The organism is Rhodococcus sp. IEGM1339, from assembly GCF_050321925.1.
In the GTDB taxonomy this organism is placed as follows: Bacteria; Actinomycetota; Actinomycetes; order Mycobacteriales; family Mycobacteriaceae; genus Rhodococcus; species Rhodococcus pyridinivorans.
The window spans coordinates 24163-50915 of sequence record NZ_JBNQFT010000025.1; the positions used below are offsets into that span (position 1 = coordinate 24163).

Here is a 26753-nt window from a genome sequence, read left to right on the forward strand (position 1 = left end):
GATGTACCTCGATCGGGGTTGTTCACTGGTGGGTCTGGGTGCGGGCGAGATCGGTGGAGATCGCCCCGGCGGTGGCGAGCAACGCCGGGACGAGCTCGTCGTGCACGGTCTCCATCCGGTAGCGGGCCGCGTGGGTCGACAGGTTCACCGACGCCACAACGGTTCCCGACGCATCGCGGATGGGCGCGGCGAGCGAGCGCAGGCCCTCCTCGAGTTCCTGGTCGACGATGCAGTATCCGTTGCGTCGTACCGTGGCGATCTCGGCGCGCAATTCCTCGGCGGTGGTGACGGTGTTGCCGGTGATGGGAGCGAATTCGGCGCGCGCGAGGTAGGCGTCGAGTTCGTCGTCGTTCAAACCGGCGAGCAGTACCCGTCCCATGGAGGTCGCGTAGGCGGGGAAACGGGTGCCGAGGGTGATGGTGACGGTCATGATGCGGCTGACGGGAACTCGTGCGACGTAGACGACGTCGGTGCCGTCGAGCACCGACACCGAGGTCGATTCCTTGACTTTCTCGGCGAGCGCCTCGAGATGGGGTCGCGCGACCTCCGGCAGCGTCAGTGCCGACAGGTAGCTGTAGCCGAGTTCGAGCACCCGTGGGGTGAGCCAGAACTGGGATCCGTCGGTGCGGACGTAACCGAGTTCGATGAGAGTCAACAGGAATCGGCGCGTAGTAGCGCGGGTGAGTCCGGTCGCGCGGGCGACGTCGGAGAGCGACTGCCGCTGGGCGTGCGCACCGAAGGCCTTGATGACCGACAGGCCACGTGCCAGCGACTGCACGTAATCGGGCGACGCCCCGGGGTTCTCGCGAACGACCTCGGGGGCGGTGACGTCGGGAGTGCTCACGAGCCCGCACCTCCCTCGGTGTCGGCGAGTGCCTGCTTGCCGAGCGCGAATGCCCGGTTGCTGTTGGGGACACCCGCGTAGACCGCGGTGTGCAGAAAGACCTCGACGAGGTCGTCGGGATCGATCCCGGCGCGCAGGGCTGCACGGATGTGCATGTCGAGTTCGTGCTCGTTGCCGACCGCGGTGAGGATCGCGAGGGTCAACAGCCGGCGGGTGCGGTGGTCCAGACCCGGACGCGCCCAGATGTCTCCCCACGCGGTGCGGGTGATGAAATCCTGGAAGGGCCGGGTGAATTCGGTGGCCGACTCGATGGACCGGTCGACGTGTGCGTCACCGAGGACGGATCGGCGCACCCGCAGACCCTCCTCGAACGCCGCGGTGCGGTGTGCGGCGGACGGCGTGACGCGCGACGAGATGTGCTCGCGGATCAGCTTCGTGACCCGTCCTGCCTGCTCCACGTTGGCGAGGTGTGCGCCGGGGGAGAGGACGTGGAAGGTGGAGTCGGCGATTCCGTCGGCCAGTTGCTGCATCGTCGACGGCGGGGTGGCGGGGTCCTGCTCACCGGCGATCACCAGGGTGGGCGCGACGATCCGGGCGAGGTCGGGACGGCCGTCCCAGGTCGCCAGTGCCTCGCAACACGCGGCGTAGCCCTCGTCGGTGGTGCCCTTCACCATCTCGACGTGGCGGGCGACGAGCTCCGGATCGTGTTCGGCCAGTTCGGGAGTGAACCACCGCGAGACGATCGAATCGGCGATCGAGGCCAGGCCGTCGTTGCGGACCGATGCCGCCCGGTCGTACCAGGGCTGGGCGGGCTGGAAGGCCGGCGAGGTGCACAGCAGCGTCAGCGTGCGCACGCGCTCGGGGTGATGCGCCGCGAGCCACTGCCCGACGGCACCGCCGAGCGACAGTCCGACGTAGTGCACGGCGCCGAGTTCGAGCGAGTCGAGCAGGGCGACGACGTCACCGGCGAGTTCCTCGATCGTGTAGGGACCGGACGGCGCGGGCGATGCGCCGTGCCCGCGATGGTCGGCCGCGACGACGTTCCAGTCGGTCGCCAGGGCGTGGATCTGCGGTCCCCACATCGACAGGTCCGAACCCAGCGAACCGAGGAACAAGACGGTCGGCTTCGTGGGGTCGCCGTACTGTTCGTAGTTGAGCGTGACGGTCATCGGGCATCTCCTGTGGTTCGGTTCGTGCTGTCGTGACGGGCGAGAACGCGATCGACGATGTCTGCGGCATGGCCGAGATAGCGCGTGGGATCGAGAAGTTCGCGCACGTCCTGCGGGTCGAGATGTGCGGTGATGGCGGGATCCTCGTCGAGCGACCTACCGGCGACCGCCGCATCGGTGACGATCGAGCGGGCGTCGTCGGTGTGTTCGGCGAGTGCGGCCGTGACCTTCTCGGCGAGGATCGCCCCTCCGGTGAGCGCGAGATTGCGGTCGAGCGCGTCGGTGTGGACGTGCAGACCGTTCAGGCTCGTCGAGAGTTGGTGCGCGGCACCGCCGGTGAGGCGCAGGATGTCGGCGAGGGTCTCCCATTCGGCGTGCCAGGCGCCGGCGGCCCGCTGGAACTCGTGGTCGGTCGACGACAGGATCGTCGAGACGAGACCGGGAACGCGCCGGGCAGCGGCGCGCGCGGTGATCGCCGCGACGGGATTGCGCTTGTGCGGCATGGCCGACGAACCGCCGGGCGCATCCTCGCTCACCTCACCGAACTCGGTGCTCGCCATGAGTACGACGTCGGTGGCGGGTTTCGCGACCGCGCCCGCGGCGACACCGAGTGTGCCCGCGAGGGTCGTGACGGGGGTGCGGGCGGTGTGCCACGGCGCGACGGGACGCGCGAGCCCGAGCAGGTCGGCGACCGCGTCGGCGAACGCGAAACCGTCGGGATGGACGGCGGCGAGCGTGCCGGCGGCTCCGCCGTACTGGGCGGGTAGGGCGGACAACACGCGGTCGAGTGCGCCGGCGGCGTCGTCGAGGGACAGGAGCCAGCCGGCGGCGAGCGCGCCGAAGGTGGTCGGCAGTGCCTGCTGGCCGAGCGTGCGCGCGACCATCAGTGTCTCGCGATGGGTGGCAGCGAGGCGGGCTGCGCCGTCGGCTGCGGAGCGCAGGTTCGCCAGGGCGATCCCTCCTGCGCGGCGGGCGAGCAGCATCAGCGCGGTGTCGAGCACGTCCTGGCTGGTCGCGCCGACGTGCACGGCGCGCGCAGGGGCGTCGGCGCGCTCGCGTAGCAGGGAGACCAGGGGGATGACGGCGTTGCCCCCCGCCGCGGACCGTCGACCGAGGTCGGCGGGATCGAGTTCCTCGGCGAGCGAGGCCGCGGCTGTCGCGACGGCGTCGGCGTGGGTGTTCTTGACACGGCCGAGTGCGGCGGCCGCGCGGGTCAGCGCGACCTCCACGTCGAGCAGGGCACCGATCCACGCGCGATCCGACAGGGCGACGCCGAGTTCGTCCGCGCCGAAGACGGGATCGAACAGCGGACCCCGATATCCGGGGTCGGGGGATGAGGGGGACACGGACCTCCGATCCGAAACGTTCGCTATGTGGACGGATGGACGCTATGCGAACAGGCTAGTGCGGCCGTTCTGCGCGCGCAACGATCCTACGCGGGTTTGTTCGCATTGCGGACGGGAGTTCACATGACGTACACCTGAGGGTATCGTGGCACACATGGACAAAGTCGTTGCCTCCGCCGCCGAGGCCGTAGCCGACATCCCCGACGGCGTCACGATCGCTGTCGGAGGGTTCGGTCTGGTCGGCATCCCCGAGATCCTCATCAACGCGTTGCTCGATCAGGGCGCCACCGACCTCGAGACCGTCAGCAACAACTGCGGTACCGACGGCTTCGGGCTCGGCCTGCTGCTCGAGAAGGGCCGCATCCGCCGCACCATCTCGTCGTACGTCGGCTCCAACAAGGAGTTCGCGCGCCAGTACCTCGCCGGTGAACTCGAAGTCGAACTCACTCCGCAGGGCACGCTCGCCGAGCGCCTGCGCGCCGGTGGTGCGGGCATCCCCGCCTTCTTCACCCCGGCAGGCGTCGGCACGGCCGTCGAGGAAGGCGGACTCCCGCTGCGCTACGACGGTCACGGCGGCATCGCCCTCGCGTCGCAGCCGAAGGAGACCCGGGAGTTCGACGGCGAAACCTACGTGCTCGAACGCGGCATCGTCGCCGATTACGCGCTCGTGCACGCCTGGAAGGGCGACCGCCACGGCAACCTCGTCTACCGAGCAAGCGCCCGCAACTTCAACCCGCCGGCCGCCGCCTCGGGGCGCATCACGATCGCGCAGGTCGAGCACCTCGTCGAACCCGGCGAACTCGACCCCAACGAAATCCACACGCCCGGCATCCACGTGCAGCGTGTCGTACACGTCGGCCCCGTCGAGGTCGGCATCGAGAACCGGACGGTGCGCTCATGACACAGGCAACGAAGAAGGGGCTGACCCGCGAGGAGATGGCGGCACGCGTCGCCAAGGAACTCGAGGACGGCCAGTACGTCAACCTCGGAATCGGCATGCCCACCCTCGTGCCGAACTACCTCGAATCCGGCGTCGAGGTCATCCTGCACTCGGAGAACGGTGTGCTCGGCGTCGGCCCGTACCCGACCGAGGACGAACTCGACCCCGAGCTCATCAACGCCGGCAAGGAGACGATCACCGCGATCCCCGGCGCGTCGTACTTCGACTCGGCGCAGTCGTTCGGCATGATCCGCGGCGGCCAGATCGACGTCGCCGTCCTCGGCGCGATGCAGGTCTCCGCCAAGGGCGACATCGCCAACTGGATGGTGCCCGGTGCGATGGTCAAGGGCATGGGCGGCGCGATGGACCTCGTCCACGGCGCCAAGCGCGTCATCGTGATGATGGATCACGTCACCAAGAAGGGCGACCCGAAGATCCTCGAGGAGTGCGTCCTGCCGCTCACCGGTCGTGGATGCGTGCAGCGCATCATCACCGACCTCGCGGTCATCGACGTCACCGACGAGGGACTGAAGCTCGTCGAGACGGCACCCGGCGTGACCACCGAGGACGTCGTCGCTGCGACGGCGGCGAAGCTGATCGTCTGATCGGACGACGACGGGGCCGGGCGCGAGAAGATCTCACGCCCGGCCCTCTCGTCTCTCAGTCGTAGTCGTCGTTGTCTGCCGTGAGCTCCGGGGCGTCGGGTTCCGGTTCCTCTCCACCCACCTCCGGGATCAGTTCGTAGCGGTGCCCGAACGACTCGGCCAGCGCCTGCAGGATCGCCACCACCGGCACGGACACCAGAGCCCCCACCGGGCCGAACAGGGTGGCGCCGACGATCACCGAACCGAACGCCACCGCCGGGTGGATCGACACCGTGCGGGCCGTGATGCGCGGGTGCAGCACATAGTTCTCGATCTGCTGGTAGACCGTGCCGAAGGCGATCACCCACACGCCGTCGAGCGGTTGCTGCACCGCGGCGATGAGCGCGGGGAGCCCGATCGCGAGATAGGTGCCGAGGGTGGGGATGAACTGCGAGACCACCCCGGTCCAGATCGCGAGGGGCAGCCAGTACGGAACCCCGATGATGAGGAAGAAGATTCCGGTGAAGATCGACGCCGCGGCGGCGAGGATCAACCGGGAGACGACATAGCCGCCGGCCTTCTCCACCGAGGTCTCCCACACGTTCGCGATCAGCTGCTGCTGCCGGGCCGGGAACCAGCTCGCGATCGTCCGGCGCATCTTCGGCCCCTCGGCCGACATGTAGAAGACGAACAGCAGCATCGTCAGGATCTGGAACAGGGCACCGACCAGAGTGCTGAGGACGCCGAGGACACCGGGCGTGAACCGTTGCGCCAGATCGCGAACCGTATCGGGCGTGATCTTGAACAGTTCGTCCCCGGTCTTGAAGTTGGTGTCGAAGGTGCGGTTCGCCCAATCGGTGATGCGTGTGAGCGCATCCGGAAGTGTGGTGAGCAACTGGGCGATCTGGTCGAACAGGAGCGTGCCGAACACCGCGAAGAACCCGATGGTGAGTGCGATCAGGGAGAACAGCACGAGGCCGGTGCCGGCACCGCGACGCATCCCGAACCGTTCGAGGCGGTCGACGATCGGTTCGATGGTGATGCTGAACAACCACGCCAGGAACAGCAGGCCGAGGAAACCCTTCAGATTGTGGAAGAGCCAGCCCGACATCTGATAGAAGGCGACGGCCAGCAGAACACCGACGATCGTGGGCCGGAGCCAGCGGGGAGTTCGTGGTCGATCGGCGACGGTTGCGCGCTTGGCCATCACACCCTCCCGCTCTGCAGAGACTCTGCCGCGAAATCTACTCGGTGAGCGCGGCCGGGGGAGCCGTACCGAGACCGAGGAGCATTCACAAAAGAACCGGCCCGGACTCGTGTGAGTCCGGGCCGGTCGGTGGTAGCGGGGACAGGATTCGAACCTGCGACCTCTGGGTTATGAGCCCAGCGAGCTACCGAGCTGCTCCACCCCGCGTTGCATGTCCAACCATACACGACTTCCGAGGGTGCTCCGACCACCCCTCGTCCGGGCCGCCGAATCGAGGGGGAGGTTGTGTGCGACTTCCGCGGTTCCGACGCACACAACCTCCCCTGGCTTCGCCTCCCGACAGCCGCGGTCGTCGTCAGAACAACGGCCCGCCCCCGAAGATGTCCCGGTGTGAATCGGGTTGGTTGCCTTCGGCGTCCACGATGCCGTAGTCGAGTGCGGTTTCGGCGGTGATGAGGGTGCGACCGCTGCGCGCGTTCACCTCGGGGTCGGCCGCGAGCGCGACGATCACCCGTCCGATGAACTCCGGTGTCTCGGCGTTGGCCAGCGAGAAGCCCTCGAAGTTGTCGATGCCGCGGGCGAGCATGGCCTCGTTCTTCACCAGCCCCGGCCACAGCGACAGGGTGGTCACCCCGGTGCCGCGGAGTTCGACGGCCATATCGGCGGCCATCTTGTCCAGGCCCGCCTTCGACATGCCGTACAGCACCGAATGCAGGTAGCCGCGGGTGCCGAACGACGAGATATTGATGATCATCCCGCTGTTGCGCGGCACCATCAGTTGCGCGGCTTCGACGGAGGCGACGTAGTGCGCGCGGAGACCGACGCCGATCAGGCTGTCCCAGTCGCTGATCGGACGCTTCCAGAACGGTTCGGAGAATCCCGCGAACCCCGGCGGTGACGCCCACACGTTGTTGACGAGCAGGTCGAGGCGGGAGTCCTGCTCGTCGGCGATCCGGCCGAACAGTTCGTGGATCTGCGCGTCGTCGCGGTGGTCGCACTGCACCGCGATGCCGTACCCGCCGCGTTCGGTGACCTCCGCCGCGGTGCGGTCGAGCGGTCCGTCGACGCCGACGGGGCCGCGGGCGGTGACGTAGACGGTCCAGCCGTCGGAGCCGAGCGCGCACGCGATGCCCTTGCCGACGCTGCGACTCGCGCCGGTGACCAGCGCGACCTTTGCTTCTGCCATCACTGCACCACTTCCACGTCGTCGGTGAGAGCCCGCTGGATCGACCACAGCACCTTCACGTGGCAGCGGGAGATCTTCCATTCGCCGTTCTCGACCACGTAGTCGTCGTCGTAGTCGAGCGCGGTGACCCGTTCGGTGCGCGCACGCAGATCCACCTGCCGAAATCGCAGCGTCCAGGCGCCGGTCGCGGTGTCGGACCCGGTCAGGTGGATGCTCGGATGCATGCCGTGATGCATGTCGAGCACGACGTAGCGGTCGTCGACCCGTTCCAGAGCGATCCGGGAGTAGATGTCGACCAGGGCGTCGGCATCGTCGAAGCTGCCCAGCGCCGGTCCGTAGTAGATGTCGGCGCCGTGCGCGACGAAGCATGCACGCATCGCCTCCGGGTCCTTGGCGTCGCACGCCCGGAAGTAGCGATGCTTGAGCATCCTGATCTCTTCGAGGGCTTCGAGTCGGGCCAACCGTTGTTCGACGGTGTCCATCGGGTGCCTTCCGGTCGGGGACGAACGGTGTCCCGGACCCTAGCCCGCTACCGCGAGACCGGCGGTGCGATGTTCCCACTCACCGGGTGGGCGCACGCGTCTCAGCCCTTCAGCTTCCATTCCGCGAGATCGACTGCGGTAGAGATCGCTTCGAGCAGCACGGCCATACGTTCGGCCGGACCCGGTGCGGCGAGAACCGCGTACCGGTCCGCTTCGCCCATCGGTACGTACCGGGCGAGCGCGAACAGTCGCGCCCCGGGATCCTCCGGTAGTTCGGTGGTGGCGGGAGGCAACGGAGCACGGCCACCCGTGAGGCGGTCGAGCACCCCGTACAACCGGCCCATCGGTCCGGTGATCGCGGCGAAATCCACCGGCCCCGAATCGGTGTCGGGCCAGGACTCCACCTCGGCGATGGGGTAGGGATCGTCGGGCAACCATCGGATGACGCGAATGCGTTCCTCTGCAATGCATTCGAGTTCGCGGCGACCTGCACCGACGTCGGTGTCGACCATGATCCGCGCGACGGTGCCGACGTCGTGTCGCTGCTCGCCTCCGCCCACCTCGTGTCCCCGGGCGATGAGGACGACTCCGAAGCGGGGGCCGTCCGGCGATGCCGTGCAGTCCTGGACGAGTTGCTGGTACCTCGGCTCGAAGATGCGCAACGGCAGGTCGGACCCGGGAAGCAGCGCGGTGCCGAGCGGGAACATGGGCAGTGTCGGCATCAGGGCATCCTCAGGCGCGGGGTCGGGGGAGCGGGGATCGGTTCGTCGCGAGCGATCTCGGTGAGCAGATGATCGGCCCAACTCGCCAGGCCGTCGATGTCGAGCCGGTACGGCGGTTCGTCCTCGTAGTGCCGCACCCGCGCCTGTCCCTGCTTCAACAGTGACTCCGCGCCGGTGGGGTTTCCCCGGAGCAGGTGGGTCAGCCCCACGGCGAGCTGGGCGAGGCCCTGCCACAGGGGCCGTTCCTCGGGTGGTGCCTTCTTCCACATTGCCTCGAAGACCTCGTGGGCATGGAACGGAAAACCGTGGTCGAGGAGACGCTGACCTTCGGCGATGGTCTCCTCGACATCCAGATCGAGGTCTTCGGGAACACGTTCGACGCCTTCTTCGTCCGGCGGCAACGGACGCCCCAGGGCGTCGCGCGGACGCGCGTTCTGCGGCCTGCCGTCGGGTGTGCGGTCCCGGTCCGTCATGTCGCCAGCCTAGACGAACGGCCGCTTCGGGAAGGGATCACTGGCGTCGCAGAACGCCGCTCCGACCCTCGTGCGAGGGCCTGCGCATCCGGGACAGTTGCGCCGACAGTTCCCGGACGAAAGCGTCGACGGTGCCCGGTGCGACGCGGAGGTCGGGACCGGGGACGAAGAGATACCGGCCGTCGCCCACGACGTCGAACCAGCCGATGTCGGCGACGGGTGTGTACCCCGGATTCGAGTACCGCAGGATGCGGATGCTGCCGGTGGCCGTGCGTTCGCGACGCAGCAACCGGCGCAACGACTCTGCGTGCGTGCCACCCGCAGGGCGCCGGACAGCGCCGAATTCGGAGGGCTCGAGCACATCCCGGCTCGGCGCGGTGCGTGCGTGTTCGCGGCCCGCTGCCACGACCGGAAGGTGCCCGAGGATCGCACCCGCGAGGTCGGTGGTCGTGGTGATGCGGATGTCGCCTGCGGCAGGCGCCTGACGGGCGAGGACGGCCTGCTCGCCGGTCGCGGCGGCACGGACGAAGACCTCGTAGGCCGGGTCGGTGGAGCGGCCGTAGACCTCCACCGCGACCTCCCCGATCAGCAGGATCCGCATCGCGTCGTCGAGGGCAGGGTCGGGTGTCTCGTGCAGCCACGTGCGGGCGGCCTGGAGGTTCGCGGCGTGCTCGTCCTCCCATATCGCTGAGGTGCGATAACGCAGTGGGAAGGGGAACTCGTCGCCGCCCGCGGCGGTCCACGCCGCCAGGAATCGGTCGGGTGTGAGATGCCGGTCCATAGCGTTCAGGCCCCCAGAATCGGCGGGGCGGTGTCGGGCAGCGACCCGATCAGTTCGTTCCCGTTCTCACCGGTGACGAGATAACCGGCCGCGCGTTTGTCCTGCTCGTCGCCGCGGGACGAGGCCGGCGGGATCATTCCCGGCATCATGCCGAACGGACGGGCGCCGGCACCCCGCGCTGCGGCGGCACCGGGCCCACCGGCGACACCACCGGCGGGCGCAGCTCCGGCGACGAGCGGAGCGGGACCCGCCGCGGGCGATGCGCCCGCAGAGCCGACCCCCCCGGCGCCCGGTAGGCCACCGCCGACACCTCCGCCCGACCCGGAGGGCGGCGAACCGTACGACTGACCGGTCGGGCTCGCGGAGTTGCCGCCCGCGGCCGGGGAGGTGGATGCAGGAGTGGTCGCTGCGGACTCGTTCGAACCCACGCCACCTGCCGAATCGGTACCTTCCGCCCGGCCGTCCGTGCCTTCACCGGACGACGGTGCGTCCGTACGGTTCTCCGCTTCCGCGGCGGTCTGCCCACCCGGACGTTCTCCGTCCCCGCCCGGGATTCCGGTCGGGTCGCCGGCGGTCCGGGCGCCGCCGACACCTGGTGTGGTGTAACCCTGGGGAACGAATGCCTCCGTGGCGCGACTCGTCGTGGCGGCATACGGGGAGGGCAGGACCGGAACCGCCGTGCCGGAATCGCGGTAGTACGGCTTGTAGAGGGCTTCCATCACCCGCACGGCCTGGGCGCGAACGGCTTCCTCCTGGCGGGCGGCAGCAGCACCTGCGACGGGATCGAGCGCGTACAGCACCGACGACGTAATCACCGTGGGTGGAGGCACGGACGCTCGCACCCGTTCGCCGACGTCGGCGGCAATACGGAGTTTCTCGGACGTCGCGCGTGCGGCATCGGACAACTGTTGTGCGGATTCGCCGAATCGCACCGTCGCGCCCATCGCGGCGTCGGCCGCCGGACCCTCCCAGTGTTGGCCGATGAGCTTGCGGATCATCAGCGTTCCCCACGCGACGGTGAGGCTGAAACCCTTTCCGAGTTCGGCCCATTCGGTGGCCAGGGTGGTCATCGCGACGGGATTGATGCTCTGGGCGAGCCGGTGGATGTCGGCATGCTCCATGCCGTGGAAGTTCTCGAATGCTGCGATGTATTCGGGATCGACTCCCGCGTCGATGCGCGCGGCCAGCGCGTCGTAATTGGACTGCCGGCGGGCGACGGAGTCGGGGGCTGGGGCGTCGACCCCGAGCGACACCAGTAGTCGGTCGACGACGTTGTCATTCGTGGACATGGACGACAGCTCCCCCTCGATGCTCTCGCGTCTCGAGGAGCCGACGGCGGCGCGATATCCCCCTGCCCACGTAGATCCCCCCGATCCGATGGTGGCGACGATGCTAACGCACGGCACCGACCAGACGCAGGGCAAGATCGGCATACAGGTCGCTGATCGTCGCGGCGTCGTCGTAGCGGCCCGAGGGATACCAACGGCACACGTCGACGCAGAGCGACATCAGGGCGAGAGTGACACCTTCGGCATCCGGGAAGGTGAACTCGCCCGAGACGTGGCCGGCGTCCACGACACCCCGCACGACCTGCGTGGTCTGCCGTCGTAGTCCGACGATCGTGCGGTAGTGCTCGCGGTCGAGCGCGGCCAGCTCGTACTGGATGACCCGGCTCCATCGGTGGTTCTCCGCCTGCCAGGCGGCGAAGCGGCCGATGACGGAGGCGAGCCGAACGGACGGCTCGGCATCGGGGCGGTCAGCGTTCTCGACGACCTGCAGGGCGAGCGCGTGTCCCTCGTAGGCGATGGCGAAAAGTAGCTCCTCCTTGGACGCGTAGTGCGGATACATCGCGGCGGGACTCATGCCGAGTCGCGCCGCGATCCGGCGCGTCGTGGTGCCGCCGTAGCCGTGCTCCGCGAACTCGTCTATCGCGGCCGTGCGGATGCGAGCCGCGGCCTTGGATCCGCCGACGACGTCGTCCCATGCATCACTCACGAGAGCGCTTCCGTTCTGTCCGGTTGGTGTTGACAAGCCCGCTACGGCATCGCACGATAAGCGAGCGCTTAGAAATAAGCCAGTGCTTATCGACTTGGTAACGGTGGGTGCGACGCGGAGTCCTCTCCGCGCTGCAACGCCCGCGGCAACATAGGATCCGCCGAAGAGACGAATAGGAACTGGCTCTGAAAGGCATTGCTGTCCAATCAAATTGGATACAGGCTGTTTGCTGGATGAGAAGGCGGTCGGCTATACAGTTCCTGTAGGCCCCGTCACAGCGAGGAGATGACGTATGTCCGTGCTCGACCGCTTCCGTCTCGACGGCCGCGTTGCCATCGTCACCGGTGCCTCTTCGGGCCTCGGTGTCGCATTCACCCGAGGGCTGGCCGAGGCAGGGGCCGACGTCGTGCTCGCCGCACGCCGCGTCGACCGTCTCGAGGAGACCGCCGCGCTGGTCCGGGAGACCGGACGGCAGGCCGTCACGGTCGAGACCGACATCGCCGATCCCGAACAGGCGCAGCGCATGGTCGATCATGCGGTCGAGCAACTCGGCCGGGTGGACATCCTCATCAACAATGCCGGTATCGGCACCGCCGTGCCCGCCACCAAGGAGACCCCCGAGCAGTTCCGGCAGGTCATCGACATCAACCTGAACGGATCCTATTGGGCGGCACAGGCCGTCGGCCGTGTGATGCAGCCCGGTAGCTCGATCGTCAACATCTCGTCGGTTCTCGGTCTCACCACGGCAGGCCTGCCGCAGGCCGCGTACTCGGCCAGTAAGGCGGGCGTCATCGGCCTCACGCGCGACCTCGCGCAGCAGTGGGGAGCACGCAAGGGAATCCGCGTCAACGCCATCGCACCCGGCTTCTTCCGGACGGAGATGACGGACGAATACCAGCCCGGATACCTCGACTCGATGAAGCAGCGAATCATCCTCGGCCGGACCGGCGATTCCGAGGAGATCGCGGCCACCGCAGTCTGGCTGGCATCCGACGCCGCCGCCTACGTCACCGGTCAGACCATCGCCGTGGACGGCGGACTCACCATCACCTGACGGCACCACCCATCCCCCAACGGAGGAACGCTATGAGCACACAGCCCCGCACTGCCATCGTCACCGGAGCCGCACGCGGCATCGGCGCAGCCGTAGCGAAGCGGCTCGCCGGCGACGGCTACCGGGTCGCCGTCCTCGACCTCGACGAATCCGCCTGCCAGGACACCGTTTCGGCTATCGAGTCCGCCGGTGGCAAGGCACTCGCCGTGGGCGCCGACGTCTCCGACGAGAAGTCCGTCGCCGCTGCCGTCGAGAAGGTCGCCACCGAACTCGGCGAGCCCACCGTCCTGATCAACAACGCCGGCATCACGCGCGACAACCTGCTGTTCAAGATGACGGTCGAGGACTGGGACGCCGTCATGAACGTGCACCTGCGTGGCGCCTTCCTCATGACGCGTGCCGTCCAGAGCTACATGGTCGACGCCAAGTTCGGTCGCATCGTCAACCTCTCGAGCACCTCGGCCCTCGGCAACCGCGGCCAGGTCAACTACTCCGCTGCCAAGGCCGGCATGCAGGGCTTCACGAAGACCCTCGCGATCGAGCTGGGCAAGTTCGGTGTCACCGCCAACGCCATCGCGCCGGGCTTCATTGCCACCGAGATGACCGCCGCGACCGCCGAGCGTCTCGGCCTGTCGTTCGACGACTTCAAGTCGAACATCGCGGCCGACATCCCGGTCGGCCGTATCGGCGAGGTCGACGACATCGCCCACACCGCATCGTTCCTCGCGTCCGAGGGCGCGGGCTTCGTGTCCGGTCAGGTCATCTACGTGGCCGGTGGCCCGAAGGCCTGATCCCCTTCCGTACATCCGTGCCGCCGCGTCCCATCCGGGACTGCGGCGCCGCGGTCTTTTCTGTTGCGGATCGAACGGAACGGCCCGACCGTGTCGGTCGCCGCGGTTGACCTCTCCGGCATGAGCGAGAAGGTCAAGGGGCCCCAGTCGTACTTTCCGTCGATCGAGCAGAAGTACGGACGCCCGATCGAGGAGTGGAAGAACATCATCCGCGCCTCGGATCTCGCCGAGCACATGGAGCTCGTGAACTGGCTGAAGCAGGAACACGGGATGGGCCACGGGCACGCGAATGCTCTCGTCGCCCACACTCTGAAGGAACAGAAGTCCGAGTGACGAGAGCGTCCGACTACGCCAGCCGCGGGGGTGCGGTGCGGTAGGTCGCAGGGGTGGCGCTGAGCCGGATCGGGTTGGCGATCTGACGAAGCGGAGCGTCCCGGTCGGGATCGTCGATCGACACCACCGGCGACAGGCCGAGTCGTTCGGCGAGCGCGACCGCGTCAGCGATGTCGTTGAGCGGTCCGCATGGCACCCGGGCTGCGGTCAGAGCGTCGAACCACGCGTCGGCGGTGTCCGTCGACAGCAATTCGTCGAGGATCTTCGTCAGCTCCTCCCGGTTCGCGACGCGGGCGGTGTTCGTGGTGAACCGCTCGTCGGTGGCGAGTTCGGGTGCGCCGAGAACCGCGACCAGGGAAGCGAATTGACGGTCGTTGCCCACGGCGAGGACGAACGGCCGGTCTGCCGTGTGGAACATCTCGTAGGGCGCGATGCTCGGATGGCGATTGCCCATCGCCTTCGGCACCACTCCTGCCGCGACGTAGCCGGACGATTGGTTCGCCAGCGCCGACAACAGGGACGACAGCAGGTTCACCTCGACACGCTGGCCCTCGCCGGTGCGGTCGCGGTGCCGTAGCGCGGCGAGAATGCCGAGCGCAGCGTGCATTCCGGTGATGATGTCGACCACGGCGACACCGACCTTGGTGGGTGTCGCATGGTCGGGCCCGGTGATGCTCATCAGACCGCCGACGGCTTGGATGAGCAGGTCGTAACCGGGCAGGTCGTTGTGCCCGCCGAAGCCGGTGATCGAGGTGTACACGATGCCGGGGTCGAGTTCCCGGACCTGCTCGTATCCGAGCCCGAGCCGAGTCATCGTGCCGGGCAGGAAGTTCTCGACGACGACATCGGCGCGGGCGACGAGATCGCGTGCCTGCTCGAGTCCTTCGTCGGTGGTCAGGTCGATAGCCACCGATTTCTTGTTGCGGTTGACGCCGAGGAAATAGGTCGACTCGTCGCCGGCCCAGGGTGGTCCCCAGTGCCGGGTGTCGTCCCCGAAGCCGGGTCGTTCGATCTTGACGACCTCTGCCCCGAGGTCGGCGAGCAGCATGGTGGCGTAGGGGCCGGCGAGCACGCGACCGAAGTCGGCGATCACCAGCCCTTCCAACGCTCCGCTCACCGGAAGGCTGCCTCACCGGTCAGCGCCTTGCCGATGGTCAGCTGATGGACCTCGGAGGTGCCCTCGTAGGTCAGCACCGATTCGAGGTTGTTGGCGTGACGAATGACGGGGTACTCGAGCGTGATTCCGTTGGCGCCGAGGATGGTCCGGCACTCGCGGGCGATGGCGATGGCCTCACGCACGTTGTTGAGCTTGCCGAGGCTGACCTGCTCCGGGGCGATCTCGCCGCGGTCCTTGATGCGACCGAGGTGGTAGGCGAGCAGGTGGCCCTTGCCGACCTCGAGCGCCATGTCGGCGATCTTGGCCTGGGTGAGCTGGTAGCCGGCGAGCGGCTTGTCGAACACTTCGCGGGACTGCGAGTACTCGACGGCGGTCTCGAGGCAGTCGCGGGCGGCACCGATGGCACCGAAGACGATGCCGAAGCGGGCCTCGCCGAGGGAGGTCAGCGGTCCGCGCAGACCCTCGGCCTTCGGCATCATCGCCGAGGAGGGCAGACGCACGCCGTCGAGGATGAGCTCCGATGTGACCGAGGCGCGCAGCGACATCTTGGAGTGGATCTCCGGTGCGGAGAAACCGGGGGTGTCGGTGGGGACGACGAAGCCGCGGATGCCCTTGGCGCCTTCTTCGAGGTCGGTCTGCGCCCAGACGACGGCGACGTCGGCGATCGAGCCGTTGGTGATCCACATCTTGGTGCCGTTGAGGATCCAGTCGTCGCCGTCGCGCTTTGCGTTGGTGCGCATCCCGGCGGGGTTGGAACCGAAGTCGGGCTCGGTCAGGCCGAAGCAACCGATGGCCTCACCGGCGGCCATGCGGGGGAGCCATTCCTGCTTCTGCTCCTCGCTGCCCCAGTGGTGGATGGAGAACATCGCCAGCGAGCCCTGCACGGACACGAGGCTGCGGATGCCGGAGTCGACGGCCTCGAGTTCGAGGCAGGCCAGGCCGTAGGCGGTGGCGCTCATGCCGGCGCAGCCGTAGCCGTCGAGGTGCATGCCGAGCACACCGAGCTGTCCGAGTTCCTTGGCGAGCTCGCGTGCCGGGAGCTTGGCTTCCTCGAACCACTGGGCCACGTGCGGGCGGATGCGCTCGTTGCCGAACTTGCGGACGGTGTCGCGGATGTCGATCTCCTCCTGCTCGAGCAGGGAGTCGAGGGCGAACAGCTGGGTGAGCGACTGAGCGTTGGACATGGCCTTCTCCGGTGGTCGAGGAAACGTTTGTCAGAACGATTGTGAGAACGTTTGCGCGATCGATTGCATGGCCTACGCTAAAGATACGTTCCGGGCACGTCAACTCGGAATACGAACTCGATGCCGTACGAGCAGGAGAGCCGCATGCCCCGTCCCGACCGCGCCCCGACGCTCAAGGAGATCGCCGAGCGCGCCGGTGTCCACGTCTCGACGGCATCCCGTGTGCTGCGCCAGCCCGAACCGGTCGACGGCTGGTCGGACTCGGCACTACGGGTGCGGGAGGTCGCGGTCGAACTGGGATATCGCCCCAACCTGTGGGCGGCGAGCTTGCGGACCCGCAAGACCACGACCCTCGGTGTCGTCATGCCGCGACTCACCGACGGCGTGGTCGCCACGACCTACCAGGGCATCGAGGAAGCCGCCACGAAAGCGGGCTACTCGGTACTGCTGTCGAGCCCACCCGACGACCTCGAGGCACAACGTCGCGCCATCGCGCTGCTCGTGGGCCGGCAGGTCGACGGTCTGCTGCTGAGCAGCATGCACCTCCCGGGTGGTCCGTTCGTCGAGTCGCTGGTACTCGGATCGCTGCCCATCCTCGCGGTCACCCGGCACGCCGATGCGGGGTTGCCGTTCGTGGTGGGCGACGACTACCGGGGTGGAGCACTGGCCGCCCGGCACCTTCTCGACCGCGGCTACGACGACCTGGCGATCATCGCCGGCCCCGACCACGCCAGCACCGCCCGCGACCGCCGCGACGGCTTCGTCGACACTCTGAAGGAAGCGTCGGCGCCACTGCCGCCCGAGCGGATCATGCGGTCGAGCTTCGACGTCGCCGGGGGTGTGGAGGCCGCGCGTGCGCTGCTGGACCGCCCCGACCGTCCCCGCGCGATCTTCGCGGTCAGCGACACCATCGCCATCGGCATCCTCGGTGTCGCCCGCGACCTCGGTCTGTCCATCCCGGACGATCTCGCCGTGGTCGGCTACAACGACATCCCCGTCGTGGCGCAGCTGCCGGTTCCGCTCACCACCGTGCGATCGCCCGCGCACGATATCGGGGTGACGGCCATCGAGCGGCTCCTCGAACTCGTGCGAAACGGAGAAACGGAATCGACGCGACTTCCCGTCGAACTCGTGGTGCGCGCCTCGAGCTGAGCGATCTCACCCGTTACCGCGGCCACTGTTCCCGTTGCCGGTGTTCCCGTTCCCATTGCCGTTGTTGCCGTTGTGTTTCCCGTTGTTCCCCTGCGAGTTTCCGTTACCGTTGTTGTTGCCGGGTCCGCTGTTTCCGCGGGACTCGGGTTCGGACCTCGTGGGCCCGGCATCCGCAGGCGGTGCGACGGGAGCGGTCTCCGGAGCGGGCACGACGGGCGGAACCACGGCGGTCTCGTCCACTGTGCGCGCCGGGGCGACCGTGGATTCGGGGGTCGCAGGAAGCTCGGTGGTTGCCGGTACCCGCTCGGGCGTCGATGCGGACATGCCCGGCGTCCGCGTCTCCGGTGTGGCCGCCGGCGGGGAATCGCCCCGCCCGAATCCGAGTGCGAGACCGCCCACGGCGAGCGCCCCGACCAGCGTCAGACCCGCTGCGACGAGAACTCCACGTGAACGGTCCGTGCCTGCAGTGGTCGTCGGTCCGCCGATCTCACTCGCCGGCAGGAAGGCTGTCGCAGCGCGGTTTCCGTCGGAATTCTGCAATGCCGCGAGCATCTCGTGCGCACTGCGGAACCGGTCGGAAGGCTCTCGTGCCATGGCCCGTTCGATCACTGCGACGAACCCCGGATGGGCGACCGGGCGGAGATCGGCGAGTGGCCGCGGACGGTCGTGCGTGATGGCCCGTGCCAGCGCGAGGATGTTGTCCTCGGCGAACGGCCTCCGCCCGCACAGAGACTCGTAGCCGACGACCCCGACCGCGTACAGATCGTCCGTCACGGACGCGGGGTGTCCGGTGATGCGGTCCGGGCTCAGATAGGCGACGGTCCCCACGAGTTCACCGGTGTGGGTGAGGTCGTCGCCGACGCTCTTCGCGATACCGAAGTCGGCGACCTTGATCTCGCCGTTCTCTGTGATGAGCACGTTCGCCGGCTTGATGTCCCGGTGGAGGATCCCCGCACCGTGCGCGGCGACGAGCGCCTCGAGAATTCCGGCGAGCACCGTGCGCACCCGATCGGCGGGTAGGGGTCCGCGGGTGATGTCGTCGGCGAGGGTCCGCCCGGAGAGCCGTTCCATAACGATGTAAGGACGTCCGTCGTGTTCACCCGTGTCGTACACGGCGACGATGCGAGGGTGGTTCAGGGCCGCGGCGGCCCGGGCCTCGACTTCGAAACGACGTCGTACGTCCGGTCTGCTGCAGACCTCCCGTCCGAGCAGTTTGACGGCGACGGGCCGGTGGAGGCGGGTGTCCCAACCGTCGTGGATCTCGCCGCTGCCGCCCACGCCGAGCAGACCGCTCAGCTCGTAGCGGCCGTCGAGAACTTTGTGGACGGTCACAGGTCGACGGTAGCCGTTCGAAGGGGGGAGTAAACAAAATGCGCTGGTGGGAGGATGTGTGCCCGAGCTTCATCCGTGATCTTCACCCGGTGCTCGTAACGCGTTTGTAATTCGTGCCGATCTCATGCCCGGGAGAACCACGCTGCCGGAGGGTCTGGATGAAGACGATTGTGCGAGCCGGGATCGTCGCCGGCATGGCAGCTGCATCGATGGTGTGGCCGGTGTCCGCGATGAGCGACCCGGGTAGCGAGCAGGGCATCCGATACGTCGCGCTCGGTGACTCGCGTGCCGCCGGACCCTACCTCGACGCAGCGGCGATGCTCAGCGGATGTGCCCGCGCGGATGCGGGATATCCGAACCTCGTCGCGCGTTCGCTTCAGACCGTCAGCTTCGTCAACGTCGCGTGTTCGGGTGCACGCACCGAGCACATCACGTCCGTCCCGCAGCAGACGTCGACCGGATCGGTCCCGCCGCAGATCGATTCGCTCCCTCCGGACACGAATCTCGTCACGCTGAGCATCGGCGGCAACGATGTCGGCTGGGCGGGGCTCGTCTCGGCCTGTTACACCGAGCTTCCGGGCGGCGATGCGCACTGCCGCACCGATCCGGGCACCACGTCGCGCATGGACACCGCCCTGAGTGCACTCGGACCGAAGCTCACCGCGACACTCACCGCCGTCCAGCAACGCGCACCACGCGCACGGGTTTTGCTGGTCGGGCACGGCGGTGTTTTCGGCAACCGGGGTTGCTGGCCCAACATCCCCACCAGCGATGCCGACGCCTCCTTCGTGACGAACTTCTTCGTGCGGATGAACCGAGTACTCGCCCGCTCCGCCGGCGAGGCCGGTGCCGAGTTCGTCGACGTCATGGCCGGATCCGAAGGACACGACGCGTGTGCGCCCTCCGAGCAGCGCTTCTACGAGGGACGGCAGTCGCTGTCGCTGGCGAAGGCACTGCACCCCACCGCTGCGGGGATGCGGCACATGGCGCAGCGGGTGACGAACGTCTGGTACCAGCGAGGCTAGGAACCGACGACCAGCGACGTTTCGTTCGCGACACTCGCCGGACACGACAGCGAAAAAGTGGAATGCTGCACTCCACTGCGTGCTCACATCCGTCGAACCGGTCCTGCGCGGGAGGCCTCGATGACGATCTACCGACAACAGCTCGGCGGAACCGGTTACGTCTTCGACGGCCTCGTCGACCTGCTCGGGAAAGCCTCTCCGCGCCGTTCGGGCGATGAACTCGCCGGATGCGCTGCCACCTCGGATGCAGAACGCGCCGCGGCACAGCTGGCCCTCGCCGACCTCCCGCTGACCACCTTCCTCACCGAGGCAGTCGTCCCGTACGAGACCGACGAGGTCACCAGGCTGATCGTCGACACCCACGACGCGACGGCCTTCGCGCCGGTCTCGCACATGACCGTCGGGGAACTGCGCGACCACCTCCTGGAGGTCGCGGCCCGACCGGACTCCGCCGACGTGCTCGCGGCACTCGCGCCGGGACTCACCCCGGAGACGGTCGCGGCGACCAGCAAGATCATGCGCAATCAAGACCTCATCGCGGTCTCCCGCGCTGCGACGGCGACCAGCGCGTTCCGCACGACCATCGGATTGCCCGGGCGGCTCGCGACGCGCCTGCAACCGAACCATCCCGTCGACGACCCGCGTGGGGTCGCCGCGTCCGTCCTCGACGGCCTGCTGATGGGATGCGGCGACGCGGTCGTCGGCATCAATCCGGCGAGCGACTCGCCGCACGCCGTGTCCGACCTGCTGCACCTGCTCGACGAGATCCGGCAACGATTCGAGATCCCCACCCAGTCGTGCGTGCTGACCCACGTCACCACCACCATCGATCTGATCGAGAAGGACGCACCCGTCGACCTGGTGTTCCAATCGGTCGCCGGCACCGAGGGCGCCAACCGCAGCTTCGGTGTGGACCTCGCAGTGCTGCGGGAGGGCAACGAGGCCGGCAGGTCGCTGCGACGGGGGACCGTCGGCAACAACGTCATGTACTTCGAGACCGGGCAGGGTTCGGCGTTGTCGTCGGGAACCCATTTCGGAACCGGTGGCAGGCCGGTGGATCAGCAGACCCTCGAAGCGCGCGCGCATGCCGTTGCGCGCGAGTTCGAACCGCTGCTCGTCAACACCGTCGTCGGGTTCATCGGACCGGAATACCTGTACGACGGCAAACAGATCATCCGCGCGGGTCTCGAAGACCAGTTCTGCGGCAAACTCCTCGGCCTGCCTATGGGTGTGGACGTCTGCTACACCAATCATGCCGAGGCCGATCAGGACGACATGGACACCCTGCTGACCCTGTTGGCCGTTGCCGGAACAGCATTCGTGATCACGGTGCCGGGTGCCGACGACGTGATGCTCGGCTATCAATCGCTGTCGTTCCACGACGCGCTGTACGTGCGGGAGGCCGCCGACCTGCGGCCGGCACCGGAGTTCGAGGACTGGCTACGCAGGCAGGGTATGGCGGACGATATCGGTCGCATCCTACCGGTGGACGTCGGCACGTCCCCTCTGCGCGCACTCGGAGGTGCCTTGTGAGCGACCTGTGGGACGAATTGCGCCGGAACACCCAGGCACGGATCGGCCTGGGACGCACCGGGAACAGCATCCCGACGCGCCGTCATCTGGAATTCGTGGCGGCCCATGCCGAGGCGCGCGACGCCGTGCACGTCCCGCTCGATGTGCATTCCTTGGCTCAGCGGGTTCGTGATCTCGGGCTCGGTGAGCCATTGATCGTGGAAAGCGCAGCAGGAGATCGCAGTACGTATCTGCGTCGCCCCGACCTCGGCCGGCAGCTCGCCGAGGGGACCACGCTGCCGCGAACAGAGGCCGATCTCGGTATCGCGCTGTGCGACGGGTTGTCGTCCACCGCTCTCGACGCCCACGGACCCGATCTGCTCGCGGCGATCGTCGCTGCCCTGCCCGGGTTGACCGTGGCGTCACCGGTGATCGCGACGCAGGCCCGCGTCGCGCTGGGCGACCATATCGGTGAGCGGCTCGGCGTCACGACGATGCTCGTGATCATCGGCGAACGGCCCGGCCTGTCGGTGGCCGACAGTGTCGGCGTGTACCTGACGCACCACCCGACGCCGGGACGCAGTGACGCCGAACGCAACTGCGTGTCGAATATCCACCCGCCCGGCGGGATGACCTACGAGCATGCAGCGCGCGTCGTCGCGGCCCTCGTGAACGGCGCGCGACAGTTGGGGGCCTCGGGGGTCGCGCTGAAGGACACCTCGCGGGATCCCGCACTCACCGACCCCGACAGCGGAGCGGGAATCGGTCAGCAAAGCGCGTAATAGCGCGCACCTATGACCACTTCGCACTCTGCTGCCCTCGGTCGAGGGCGGAGGATTGCGCCGTTGTGTGCAGATTGCCAGGGTACATCTCACTCGTCCCACTGCCTATGTTGCTGTGTCCGAGCAAGCTTTTCGAGAGGTAGACAACCTGAAGATGAGGGTCACAACCCTGCTGGTCGACCATCTGGGTTGTGAGCCTCACCTTTCAGTTGCGAACCTCGCTCCCGGGAGGGATGCCATCGCGATTGCGGGGTTTCTTCGCGACGGTCGTCGACGTCAGGAACAGGATTGCCGACGAGATCACCACCAACCACAATCCCCAGCCGATCTGGACGCCGATAGTCTCTCCGAAGAACTCGGCAGTGTGCGACGAGACGTCCATGATGTCGTAGATCGCGATACCCAGGCAGATCACACTCGCGGCGGGTGCGACCCACCGAATAACGGTCCCGCCGGCCGACCCCCCGGGAGAACAGTGTGAACATCGCGACGGCAGACAGTACGCCCAGGATCAAAGTGATCATGCCGTCCCCCTCGAGGCCGTTCTTGGTGAAGGCCATGAAGCTTGCCCAGGGGCCGATGCTGCCGAGCATGATGCCGACGCTTGCGGCGAGCGACGCGATCAGATGTGCGTTGTAGCGCTGGTCGAAATCTCGAGTACTCATTGGGTCTCCTGTTTGCGATTCGTGGAACTTGTTCGGGTCAAGCGGTTTCGGGAAGCGGGTTCTTCAACGAAGCGACGATGTTGTTCGCGATCGTCGACGCCACCTCCGGCGAAACGTTCGCGTCGTGGCAGCGCCTCGCCGCGACCGCCAGCCGATCGGCGACCTCGTTGAGCGGGTGTCCACTGTGCCCGCGCACCCACGAGAACTCGACAGTGCGACCCTTGATCCGATTCCGGATGCGCTCCACGACGTCCGCGATCTCGGGACGGCCCTCGTAAGTGCCCTCGATGCAGGCGAGGGCAAGCCGGCTGTCGGTGAGGATGTGCAGCTTGGGGTGCATGAAGCGAGCGACGGCCATGTCGATCGCGAGGAGTTCGCCTTCGAGGATCGATCGGGCGTCGCAGGCCATCCGCATGTGATGTACACCGGCGTTCGATACGCAGCCGAGTCCGGTGCCGCGACGATTGCGAGCCTTCGATGCGTCGGTCGCGACCACCAGCGGCGGACGGGCCTCGAGTTCCGCCTCGCGGCGTGCTTCGTCCGCTGCGAGCAGAGCCGCGACGTGTGCCCCGATGGTGTCGGATGCGCGAGCGAGAAGCGCGCCGAACGGGCCGAAGGCCGTGTCGACGAACTGTGCGGCCGGGAACGACTCGGCGACGTCCTTCAAGGTGCGACGCAACACGCCGTCGGAGATGTGGACCCGGGCGGGTGAGGTCTGCGCCCGCCGGACCGCCGGACCGTCGCACCAGCGCTACCAAGCTCGTTATCGAGCAGATGGAGGCCATCGCACCCACCATGGCCGCATGACCTCCATCAACGGCCTCCCGTAACGACGAGGGGCGGTACTCCGACACCAGTTCAGGAAGGCACTCAGCGCGTGTGCGGTCGAGAAAGCAGCGGCACACGGGGCCTGGTGTCGGGTTGAAGGAGAAACATGAAGTTCGTCGTCCCCTACCTGCGAGTCGTAGCGGGGATGTTCGCCGCCATCACGCTGTGGCTGGCGATCGTGGAAATAGTCAACGGCAACTTTGCCGACGCGATCCTGTTCGTGGCATTCGCGGCCGGCCTGGGATATCTCGCGATCGGCAAGCCCCTGCGCGACCGCCGCAAGCGGATCAAGGCCGAACAGGACGCGATCGCCGCACGTGCCGAAGCCGGCCACCGCGCGTTCCTCGCGGGGGATGTGCGGGCGGCGATGGCGCCGCCGCCCGAGCCGCCGAAGCCTCCGAGGATCCGGCGCGGGGTGGTCATCGCCGCTGCCGTCGCCGGACTGATCGTCCTTATGGGAATCATCGGTGACATCTCGGACGGGCTGGATTCACCCACGAAGGACGACGCGAGTACGACTCCTCGCGCTGCCGCACCGACGACCACCACGCCGTACACGACCTCGGCTGCCACCACCGCACGGACCGTCGCTCCGGAAACCACTCCCGCCACGAGAGTTTCCACCACGCAGGTCGCGGCGGTCGCGTCCACCGCGGTGATGCCGAACGTCGTGTGCATGGATCTCCAAACGGCACAGGATGCTATCCAGGCTGTGGGCGTGTTCTACTCCACGAGCGTCGACGCGAGCGGTCAGGGACGCGCGCAGGTGTGGGACAGGAACTGGGTCGTCGTCGACCAGACTCCTTCGGTGGGAGCATCGATCGGTGAAGGCGACCCAGTGCTGTCGGTTCTGAAAGAGGACGAGTTCAGCGGTTGTTAGGCCATCGGTTGCTCCGTGCGGGAGAGATCCTCGGTGGCGGTGTTCGACGGATGCCGGCCGCCCCTCGGGAATCCCACCGATCCCGGCCGTAGGGCCTCGACCCGCAGGCCCGCCATCGCGGACTTCAGTCCGAGATCCTTGATGGTCGAGGCGATTCGGCCGGAATAGGCCTGTTCCTTCGGGGTGCCGTCCCGCTCGCGGAACTGAACGACGCCGGTCACGTCGGCCCCTCCCGTAGACCCGTGCTCCGATCACAGCACTCCACCCGGGGTTCGCGCAACGAGGATGAGTTCGATCGGGAACGAATCGGGCGCCCTGCGGGCGGCTGCCCTCGACCGATCGGAGACCCTTCGGGTCCCTGAGTCGCCGTCCCCTTCCCCAAGGCTGCCCGGTCGCCATGCCCCGATAGACCGTCTCGGCCAGCACGGATAGCCCCACGTCGTAGAAGACGTGCGGCTCGCACTGGACCCGGTCGTTCGTGTCGACCCGCACGATCGGGTGCTCCACCACCAGCTGTGGAGACGAAGGATACTGGCGCCCAGTCGGTTTCGAGACAGGGAACGACCCCGGCTCGCAGCGTCGGCGCGCTGACGTCGGACTGTGGGAGACGAGCGACGAGCTGCGTCGACGCGCCTCGGCTACCGGAACGGCCCTCGTGCGCGACGATGCAGGTGAAACGCCTCGAGCCCTCCGATCACGGTGGATCGGAGGGCTGGAAAGTCAGGACGTCGGGCGTGAACCCGGGGGAGCGGGTGTGCGGCGACCGGCGCGGACGAATGCGCTCGCGGCTCGTTGCTGGAATACGCCTCTCGAAGGCGTGTGGATAGACTCCACCCTACGGTGCATGACAGCGCTTTCTGTCGTGTGCCCAGACCCCGGTTCGGTGTTGGCGCACCTGCCGGGGTCGACCTGTTTTCAGGTCGGTGGAGGGATGGTCGCACGGGTGTGCGAAGTCGTCAACTCGAACACACGTTCTGTTTCTGTCTGTTCTGCAAGTACGGGAAGCGCAGTGATTCGTCCGAATGGCGCCTCTTGCAACGATTGTCGCGCTTGTTCATGGATAGACCAGTGGTTCGGATGTAAAACCGATTGTCAGCCGTCATCGAATCCGACGCGGCCTATGGTGATACTTCTTCGCGTCGAGCTCCAACTTCCCACACGTGCGCGTCGAGATGGCACAGTGCGGCACGGCCGATGTCCGGGAAGAAAGGGGGCTCGCGTGGGAGCTGTGCGACGCACGGTGGTGGCGACCGCAGTCGCGGCCACAGCCGCGGTAGGTGTATCGACGGGGCAGGCAGCGGCGACTCCTGCAATCGACACCGTCGTGAACGGTGCACTGTCCGTCACCCCGCTGTGCCAGGGAACCATCGACGCGCTGATCATCGCGTGCACCGAGCTCGAGAAGCTGACACCGCACTTCCCGCTGATGCTCGACCTGAATCCGCGGGGTACGCATCTTGTCGTGCTCGGGGCCGGACTCACCGATGACGGCAAGATCCGACCGGTGCTCGAAGAACGGCTCGAGGCAGCTCTTCGTGCAGCGCAACGCTATCCGGAATCTCCGATCGTCGTCACCGGTGGCGTGCCGCGCAACGGCGTCACCGAAGCGCAGGCCATGAAGGACTGGCTGGTCGTGCGAGGCATTCCGCCGGAGCGCATCACCGAGGAATCGCAGTCGACCTCCACCGTCGAGAACGCACGCTTCACCAACGACGTTCTGCTCGAACGGCGAGCCACGGGCGCTGTGCTGGTGACGAACCGCGACCACCTCGAACGCGCGATGATCAACTTCCGGCAGGCGGTCGACGCGCGCATTCCGATCGCGGGCATCGTCCCAGCGTAAACGCAGGAAGTATCAGCCCGGCGTATTCGCCTTCCGCGTCAGTACCTGACTGATCTCCGAAACATTCTTCGCCAGTTCGAAGTTGACCCACCCGGCTACTTCCCACAGAGGTGAAGGTTCGGGCATGAGGCCGACGATCGTCTTCTCGATGTCGGCAGTCTCGAGAAGCGCGGCCCATTCGGTGCGAAGAGCCCGGATGCGGCCGGTCGAGCCGGACCACTCGTAGGCGTCCGGCCCGACCGCAGTTCCCCCACTGCAGACCGCCACGGTGTTCGTCCACCACCACTCGATGTGCCAGAGCAGCCACGCAATCGTGGGCTCGGGGAGGGCCTCGGCCGTCTCGTCCGGCCAGTCGGCGACGAGACGCCCGTCGACCCGCCGGACGCCCACGGAGTTCGACGACGGCTCCCAGTGCACGGCAGCCTCGTCGATCCGCGGCAGGACATGTTGTTCCGTGAAGAGCCAGACCAGGTCGAGTTGCTTCAGCAGCGTGCGCGTGGCGAGTGGCAGGGTGTCCGAGGGCATG

29 protein-coding genes and 1 tRNA gene are annotated in these 26753 nt (G+C 67.5%); 11 read left to right on the plus strand and 19 right to left on the minus strand.

Going from position 1 to position 26753, the window contains the following annotated elements; translation table 11 throughout:
• Nucleotides 1-22 precede the first annotated feature (22 nt).
• The 3 genes from ACQR3U_RS19510 to pcaB are packed head-to-tail and all read right to left on the minus strand — an operon-like array spanning nucleotide 23 to nucleotide 3359.
• Entirely contained in the window at nucleotides 23-844 is an 822-nt protein-coding gene (locus ACQR3U_RS19510; protein WP_230811218.1) for an IclR family transcriptional regulator domain-containing protein, read from the minus strand.
• Nucleotides 841-2013, minus strand: a complete 1173-nt coding sequence (gene pcaD, locus ACQR3U_RS19515) for a 3-oxoadipate enol-lactonase (protein WP_033097462.1) — start codon at nucleotides 2011-2013, stop codon at nucleotides 841-843. Before pcaD ends, ACQR3U_RS19510 begins: the two co-directional genes overlap by 4 nt.
• Nucleotides 2010-3359: a 3-carboxy-cis,cis-muconate cycloisomerase gene (pcaB, locus tag ACQR3U_RS19520; RefSeq protein WP_230811217.1), complete on the minus strand. Its 1350-nt coding sequence runs from the start codon at nucleotides 3357-3359 to the stop codon at nucleotides 2010-2012. Before pcaB ends, pcaD begins: the two co-directional genes overlap by 4 nt.
• 154 nt (nucleotides 3360-3513) lie before the next feature.
• Here pcaB and ACQR3U_RS19525 point away from each other — a divergent pair, with 154 nt between their 5' ends.
• Together ACQR3U_RS19525 and ACQR3U_RS19530 are read left to right on the plus strand one after the other, a co-directional pair.
• Complete coding sequence (locus tag ACQR3U_RS19525) at nucleotides 3514-4260, plus strand: CoA transferase subunit A (protein WP_006553189.1); 747 nt, start codon at nucleotides 3514-3516, stop codon at nucleotides 4258-4260.
• Nucleotides 4257-4904: a CoA transferase subunit B gene (locus ACQR3U_RS19530; protein ID WP_019288227.1), complete on the plus strand. Its 648-nt coding sequence runs from the start codon at nucleotides 4257-4259 to the stop codon at nucleotides 4902-4904. Before ACQR3U_RS19525 ends, ACQR3U_RS19530 begins: the two co-directional genes overlap by 4 nt.
• Nucleotides 4905-4959: 55 nt before the next feature.
• Here ACQR3U_RS19530 and ACQR3U_RS19535 read toward each other — a convergent pair whose 3' ends face one another.
• From ACQR3U_RS19535 to ACQR3U_RS19575, 9 genes are all read right to left on the minus strand, one after another.
• Complete coding sequence (locus tag ACQR3U_RS19535; RefSeq protein WP_019288228.1) at nucleotides 4960-6090, minus strand: AI-2E family transporter; 1131 nt, start codon at nucleotides 6088-6090, stop codon at nucleotides 4960-4962.
• A gap of 130 nt (nucleotides 6091-6220) precedes the next feature.
• Nucleotides 6221-6297, minus strand: a tRNA-Met gene (locus tag ACQR3U_RS19540).
• 148 nt (nucleotides 6298-6445) lie between these two features.
• The gene (locus tag ACQR3U_RS19545) at nucleotides 6446-7276 is read right to left on the minus strand and encodes an SDR family NAD(P)-dependent oxidoreductase (protein WP_019288229.1); all 831 of its coding nucleotides are present in this window, start codon (nucleotides 7274-7276) and stop codon (nucleotides 6446-6448) included.
• On the minus strand, nucleotides 7276-7758 hold the full coding sequence (locus ACQR3U_RS19550) for a nuclear transport factor 2 family protein (RefSeq protein ID WP_006553193.1): 483 nt from the start codon (nucleotides 7756-7758) through the stop codon (nucleotides 7276-7278). The genes ACQR3U_RS19545 and ACQR3U_RS19550 overlap by 1 nt, the downstream gene beginning before the upstream one ends.
• 101 nt (nucleotides 7759-7859) lie before the next feature.
• Entirely contained in the window at nucleotides 7860-8480 is a 621-nt protein-coding gene (locus tag ACQR3U_RS19555) for an LON peptidase substrate-binding domain-containing protein (protein ID WP_230811216.1), read from the minus strand.
• Nucleotides 8480-8953: a DUF309 domain-containing protein gene (locus ACQR3U_RS19560; protein ID WP_230811215.1), complete on the minus strand. Its 474-nt coding sequence runs from the start codon at nucleotides 8951-8953 to the stop codon at nucleotides 8480-8482. The genes ACQR3U_RS19555 and ACQR3U_RS19560 overlap by 1 nt, the downstream gene beginning before the upstream one ends.
• Before the next feature lie 37 nt (nucleotides 8954-8990).
• Nucleotides 8991-9734, minus strand: a complete 744-nt coding sequence (locus ACQR3U_RS19565) for an ESX secretion-associated protein EspG (protein WP_230811214.1) — start codon at nucleotides 9732-9734, stop codon at nucleotides 8991-8993.
• A 5-nt stretch (nucleotides 9735-9739) separates the two neighbouring features.
• Nucleotides 9740-11023, minus strand: coding sequence for a PPE domain-containing protein (locus ACQR3U_RS19570; RefSeq protein ID WP_230811213.1), 1284 nt, complete (start codon nucleotides 11021-11023; stop codon nucleotides 9740-9742).
• A 103-nt stretch (nucleotides 11024-11126) separates the two neighbouring features.
• Nucleotides 11127-11729 (minus strand): TetR/AcrR family transcriptional regulator, encoded by a 603-nt coding sequence (locus ACQR3U_RS19575; protein WP_230811212.1) that lies wholly within the window; start codon nucleotides 11727-11729, stop codon nucleotides 11127-11129.
• 292 nt (nucleotides 11730-12021) lie between these two features.
• Between ACQR3U_RS19575 and ACQR3U_RS19580 the strand changes: the two genes are divergently transcribed.
• From ACQR3U_RS19580 to ACQR3U_RS19590, 3 genes are all read left to right on the plus strand, one after another.
• Nucleotides 12022-12783 (plus strand): SDR family NAD(P)-dependent oxidoreductase, encoded by a 762-nt coding sequence (locus tag ACQR3U_RS19580; RefSeq protein ID WP_230811211.1) that lies wholly within the window; start codon nucleotides 12022-12024, stop codon nucleotides 12781-12783.
• A 32-nt stretch (nucleotides 12784-12815) separates the two neighbouring features.
• Nucleotides 12816-13574 carry a 3-oxoacyl-ACP reductase FabG gene (fabG, locus tag ACQR3U_RS19585; RefSeq protein ID WP_033097457.1) on the plus strand — a complete coding sequence of 253 codons (759 nt, stop codon included), beginning with the start codon at nucleotides 12816-12818 and terminating at the stop codon, nucleotides 13572-13574.
• Between the two features lie 120 nt (nucleotides 13575-13694).
• Complete coding sequence (locus tag ACQR3U_RS19590; RefSeq protein ID WP_230811210.1) at nucleotides 13695-13907, plus strand: DUF4287 domain-containing protein; 213 nt, start codon at nucleotides 13695-13697, stop codon at nucleotides 13905-13907.
• A gap of 13 nt (nucleotides 13908-13920) precedes the next feature.
• Here the strand turns inward: ACQR3U_RS19590 and ACQR3U_RS19595 are convergent, their stop codons facing one another.
• Together ACQR3U_RS19595 and ACQR3U_RS19600 are read right to left on the minus strand one after the other, a co-directional pair.
• Entirely contained in the window at nucleotides 13921-15024 is a 1104-nt protein-coding gene (locus ACQR3U_RS19595; RefSeq protein ID WP_230811209.1) for a CaiB/BaiF CoA transferase family protein, read from the minus strand.
• The gene (locus ACQR3U_RS19600; RefSeq protein WP_019288237.1) at nucleotides 15021-16208 is read right to left on the minus strand and encodes an acyl-CoA dehydrogenase family protein; all 1188 of its coding nucleotides are present in this window, start codon (nucleotides 16206-16208) and stop codon (nucleotides 15021-15023) included. The genes ACQR3U_RS19595 and ACQR3U_RS19600 overlap by 4 nt, the downstream gene beginning before the upstream one ends.
• Nucleotides 16209-16352: 144 nt before the next feature.
• Between ACQR3U_RS19600 and ACQR3U_RS19605 the strand changes: the two genes are divergently transcribed.
• Entirely contained in the window at nucleotides 16353-17360 is a 1008-nt protein-coding gene (locus tag ACQR3U_RS19605) for a LacI family DNA-binding transcriptional regulator (RefSeq protein ID WP_371683086.1), read from the plus strand.
• 6 nt (nucleotides 17361-17366) lie between these two features.
• Here ACQR3U_RS19605 and ACQR3U_RS19610 read toward each other — a convergent pair whose 3' ends face one another.
• Nucleotides 17367-18692: a serine/threonine-protein kinase gene (locus ACQR3U_RS19610; RefSeq protein WP_230811208.1), complete on the minus strand. Its 1326-nt coding sequence runs from the start codon at nucleotides 18690-18692 to the stop codon at nucleotides 17367-17369.
• 158 nt (nucleotides 18693-18850) lie between these two features.
• Between ACQR3U_RS19610 and ACQR3U_RS19615 the strand changes: the two genes are divergently transcribed.
• From ACQR3U_RS19615 to eutC, 3 genes are all read left to right on the plus strand, one after another.
• Nucleotides 18851-19717, plus strand: a complete 867-nt coding sequence (locus ACQR3U_RS19615) for an SGNH/GDSL hydrolase family protein (protein ID WP_372477713.1) — start codon at nucleotides 18851-18853, stop codon at nucleotides 19715-19717.
• 120 nt (nucleotides 19718-19837) lie between these two features.
• Nucleotides 19838-21250 (plus strand): ethanolamine ammonia-lyase subunit EutB, encoded by a 1413-nt coding sequence (locus tag ACQR3U_RS19620; RefSeq protein WP_230811206.1) that lies wholly within the window; start codon nucleotides 19838-19840, stop codon nucleotides 21248-21250.
• The gene (gene eutC / locus ACQR3U_RS19625; RefSeq protein ID WP_230811205.1) at nucleotides 21247-22011 is read left to right on the plus strand and encodes an ethanolamine ammonia-lyase subunit EutC; all 765 of its coding nucleotides are present in this window, start codon (nucleotides 21247-21249) and stop codon (nucleotides 22009-22011) included. The genes ACQR3U_RS19620 and eutC overlap by 4 nt, the downstream gene beginning before the upstream one ends.
• 161 nt (nucleotides 22012-22172) lie before the next feature.
• Here the strand turns inward: eutC and ACQR3U_RS19630 are convergent, their stop codons facing one another.
• Nucleotides 22173-22676 (minus strand): MFS transporter, encoded by a 504-nt coding sequence (locus ACQR3U_RS19630; RefSeq protein ID WP_230811204.1) that lies wholly within the window; start codon nucleotides 22674-22676, stop codon nucleotides 22173-22175.
• A 37-nt stretch (nucleotides 22677-22713) separates the two neighbouring features.
• Entirely contained in the window at nucleotides 22714-23358 is a 645-nt protein-coding gene (locus ACQR3U_RS19635) for an RNase H family protein (protein ID WP_052040070.1), read from the minus strand.
• Between the two features lie 252 nt (nucleotides 23359-23610).
• Between ACQR3U_RS19635 and ACQR3U_RS19640 the strand changes: the two genes are divergently transcribed.
• Nucleotides 23611-24384, plus strand: a complete 774-nt coding sequence (locus ACQR3U_RS19640; RefSeq protein WP_230811203.1) for a PASTA domain-containing protein — start codon at nucleotides 23611-23613, stop codon at nucleotides 24382-24384.
• On the opposite strand, the gene ACQR3U_RS19645 is transcribed toward ACQR3U_RS19640, so the two are convergent.
• Nucleotides 24381-24605 carry a hypothetical protein gene (locus ACQR3U_RS19645; protein ID WP_230811202.1) on the minus strand — a complete coding sequence of 75 codons (225 nt, stop codon included), beginning with the start codon at nucleotides 24603-24605 and terminating at the stop codon, nucleotides 24381-24383. The genes ACQR3U_RS19640 and ACQR3U_RS19645 overlap by 4 nt on opposite strands.
• Nucleotides 24606-25612: 1007 nt before the next feature.
• Between ACQR3U_RS19645 and ACQR3U_RS19650 the strand changes: the two genes are divergently transcribed.
• Entirely contained in the window at nucleotides 25613-26227 is a 615-nt protein-coding gene (locus tag ACQR3U_RS19650) for a YdcF family protein (protein WP_024102311.1), read from the plus strand.
• Nucleotides 26228-26239: 12 nt separating this feature from the next.
• Here ACQR3U_RS19650 and ACQR3U_RS19655 read toward each other — a convergent pair whose 3' ends face one another.
• Nucleotides 26240-26752 carry a DinB family protein gene (locus ACQR3U_RS19655; RefSeq protein WP_033097554.1) on the minus strand — a complete coding sequence of 171 codons (513 nt, stop codon included), beginning with the start codon at nucleotides 26750-26752 and terminating at the stop codon, nucleotides 26240-26242.
• Nucleotide 26753 lies beyond the last annotated feature (1 nt).

Bases quoted from the DNA above. Each gene is read 5' to 3' on its own strand.
- pcaD (WP_033097462.1), bottom strand. From the start codon at position 2,013: ATGACCGTCACGCTCAACTACGAACAGTACGGCGACCCCACGAAGCCG.
- ACQR3U_RS19525 (WP_006553189.1), top strand. From the start codon at position 3,514: ATGGACAAAGTCGTTGCCTCCGCCGCCGAGGCCGTAGCCGACATCCCC.
- ACQR3U_RS19530 (WP_019288227.1), top strand. From the start codon at position 4,257: ATGACACAGGCAACGAAGAAGGGGCTGACCCGCGAGGAGATGGCGGCA.
- ACQR3U_RS19535 (WP_019288228.1), bottom strand. From the start codon at position 6,090: ATGGCCAAGCGCGCAACCGTCGCCGATCGACCACGAACTCCCCGCTGG.
- ACQR3U_RS19545 (WP_019288229.1), bottom strand. From the start codon at position 7,276: ATGGCAGAAGCAAAGGTCGCGCTGGTCACCGGCGCGAGTCGCAGCGTC.
- ACQR3U_RS19550 (WP_006553193.1), bottom strand. From the start codon at position 7,758: ATGGACACCGTCGAACAACGGTTGGCCCGACTCGAAGCCCTCGAAGAG.
- ACQR3U_RS19555 (WP_230811216.1), bottom strand. From the start codon at position 8,480: ATGCCGACACTGCCCATGTTCCCGCTCGGCACCGCGCTGCTTCCCGGG.
- ACQR3U_RS19560 (WP_230811215.1), bottom strand. From the start codon at position 8,953: ATGACGGACCGGGACCGCACACCCGACGGCAGGCCGCAGAACGCGCGT.
- ACQR3U_RS19565 (WP_230811214.1), bottom strand. From the start codon at position 9,734: ATGGACCGGCATCTCACACCCGACCGATTCCTGGCGGCGTGGACCGCC.
- ACQR3U_RS19570 (WP_230811213.1), bottom strand. From the start codon at position 11,023: ATGTCCACGAATGACAACGTCGTCGACCGACTACTGGTGTCGCTCGGG.
- ACQR3U_RS19580 (WP_230811211.1), top strand. From the start codon at position 12,022: ATGTCCGTGCTCGACCGCTTCCGTCTCGACGGCCGCGTTGCCATCGTC.
- fabG (WP_033097457.1), top strand. From the start codon at position 12,816: ATGAGCACACAGCCCCGCACTGCCATCGTCACCGGAGCCGCACGCGGC.
- ACQR3U_RS19590 (WP_230811210.1), top strand. From the start codon at position 13,695: ATGAGCGAGAAGGTCAAGGGGCCCCAGTCGTACTTTCCGTCGATCGAG.
- ACQR3U_RS19600 (WP_019288237.1), bottom strand. From the start codon at position 16,208: ATGTCCAACGCTCAGTCGCTCACCCAGCTGTTCGCCCTCGACTCCCTG.
- ACQR3U_RS19605 (WP_371683086.1), top strand. From the start codon at position 16,353: ATGCCCCGTCCCGACCGCGCCCCGACGCTCAAGGAGATCGCCGAGCGC.
- ACQR3U_RS19615 (WP_372477713.1), top strand. From the start codon at position 18,851: ATGAAGACGATTGTGCGAGCCGGGATCGTCGCCGGCATGGCAGCTGCA.
- ACQR3U_RS19620 (WP_230811206.1), top strand. From the start codon at position 19,838: ATGACGATCTACCGACAACAGCTCGGCGGAACCGGTTACGTCTTCGAC.
- ACQR3U_RS19630 (WP_230811204.1), bottom strand. From the start codon at position 22,676: ATGAGTACTCGAGATTTCGACCAGCGCTACAACGCACATCTGATCGCG.
- ACQR3U_RS19640 (WP_230811203.1), top strand. From the start codon at position 23,611: ATGAAGTTCGTCGTCCCCTACCTGCGAGTCGTAGCGGGGATGTTCGCC.
- ACQR3U_RS19655 (WP_033097554.1), bottom strand. From the start codon at position 26,752: ATGCCCTCGGACACCCTGCCACTCGCCACGCGCACGCTGCTGAAGCAA.